Origin of the sequence: Chromobacterium sinusclupearum (assembly GCF_002902845.1) — a bacterium.
Classification (GTDB): domain Bacteria; phylum Pseudomonadota; class Gammaproteobacteria; order Burkholderiales; family Chromobacteriaceae; genus Chromobacterium; species Chromobacterium sinusclupearum.
On record NZ_PPTF01000062.1, the window covers coordinates 1 to 1556 of the forward strand.

At 64.3% G+C, this 1556-nt stretch carries 1 protein-coding gene; it reads left to right on the top strand.

Annotation, left to right across the window (positions count from 1 at the left end):
* Positions 1–1556 (top strand): hemagglutinin repeat-containing protein (locus tag C2134_RS13205; RefSeq protein ID WP_199179940.1); only part of this gene is annotated, 1556 nt, incomplete at both ends.

Below are 1556 nucleotides of genomic sequence, written 5' to 3' on the forward strand. Positions count from 1 at the left end.
GGCGGCACGCTGGTGGACCTGGCGCATGGCGCCGGCCAGGACAGCACCATCACCGGCAAGGGAGCGCAATTCGTCGCGGGCAAAGACCTCACCCTGCAGGCCGAGGGCGACATCAACTTGCTGGCAGCCAAGAGCACCAGCAGCGAGCACACCACCAGCAGTTCCAGCAGCGGCGCGGTGGGTGTCGGGATTAGTTTTGACAAAGACGCGCCCAAGTTTGGCATCATGGCCAACGCCAGCATGAGCCGCGGCCATGTGGACGGCAACGGCAGCCAGTACCAGTTGAGCGAACTGAACGCCGGCGGCAAACTCAATTTGGTGTCCGGCGGCAACGTCACGCTGCAAGGCATTGCCAAGGGCCAGCAAGTGGTGGGCGACATCGCCGGAGACCTGAAGCTGGACAGCTTGCAGGATACCAGCACCTACCACAGCCAAAATCAGACGGTTAGCGGTAATGTCACGATAGGTATCGGCGCGGGTTCGGGCGGCAGTGCCAGCTTGAGTCAACAGAAGATGGACGCCGACTACGCCAGCGTGCAGCGCCAGTCCGGCATTCAGGCTGGCGATGGCGGCTTCCAAGTCAAGGTCGGCGGCACCTCCACCTTGAACGGCGCGGAAATCGCCAGCAGCGACAAAGCAGTAGCCGACGGCAAGAACAGCCTGCAAACCGGCGCCTTGGTGCTGAAGGACATCGACAACCACGCCGACTTCACCGCCAGCAGCGTCAGCGTCACCGCTGGCACTAGTGGCGTATCCGGCATGGCGATGGCCGCGTCGGATCACGACAAGAGCGTGACCCGCGCCGGCGTCAGCGGCGGCAGCCTCACCATCACCAATAACGCGCTGCAGGAAGCGCAAACCGGCCAAACTGCGTCCCAAGCCGCAGCCGGCGCCAATCGCAATGTCAGCAGCGACAAGGACGGCAGCGGCAAGCTGGCCAATAACTTTAACGCCAGCGAAGTGCAAGGCCTGTTCGACGCGGCCAGCGCCTTGAGTCAGCAGGTCGGCACCTTCATGGCCAACAAGGCGGCAGAGGCCAAGGCGGCCAAAGAGGAAGCGGACAAGGCGCAGAAAGACCCGAACAAGAGCGAGGCGGAAAAAGCGCAATTGCAGACGGCAGCGGCGGACGCGGCCAAGTGGGCGCCGGGTGGCGCTTATAGCCAGATACTTACCGCTGTCACGGCCGGCATCGGCGGCAACGTGGCCAACGGCCTGGCCGGCATGGCGCAGAACGCCGGCATCGCTTACCTGCAGGGACTGGGCGCGCAGGAAGTGAAAAAGCTGGCGGATCAGTTGGAGAAAGACCAGAACCCCAAGGTAGAAAGCGAAACCGTCCGCGCGGTGTTGCACGCTGCATTGGCTTGCGCCGGCGCGAGTGCCAGCGGCCAGAGCTGCGGCGCGGGGGCGGCGGGTGGCGCGGCTAGCGTGGCGTTGAACAACGCGCTGGACGCCATCCAGCACACCAATGCCGACAAGATGACGGCTGAAGAGAAGTTGCAGCGGGAGAATCTGGTCAGCGGCTTGTTGGCGGGTGTTGCGGCCGGTACGGGCGGCGC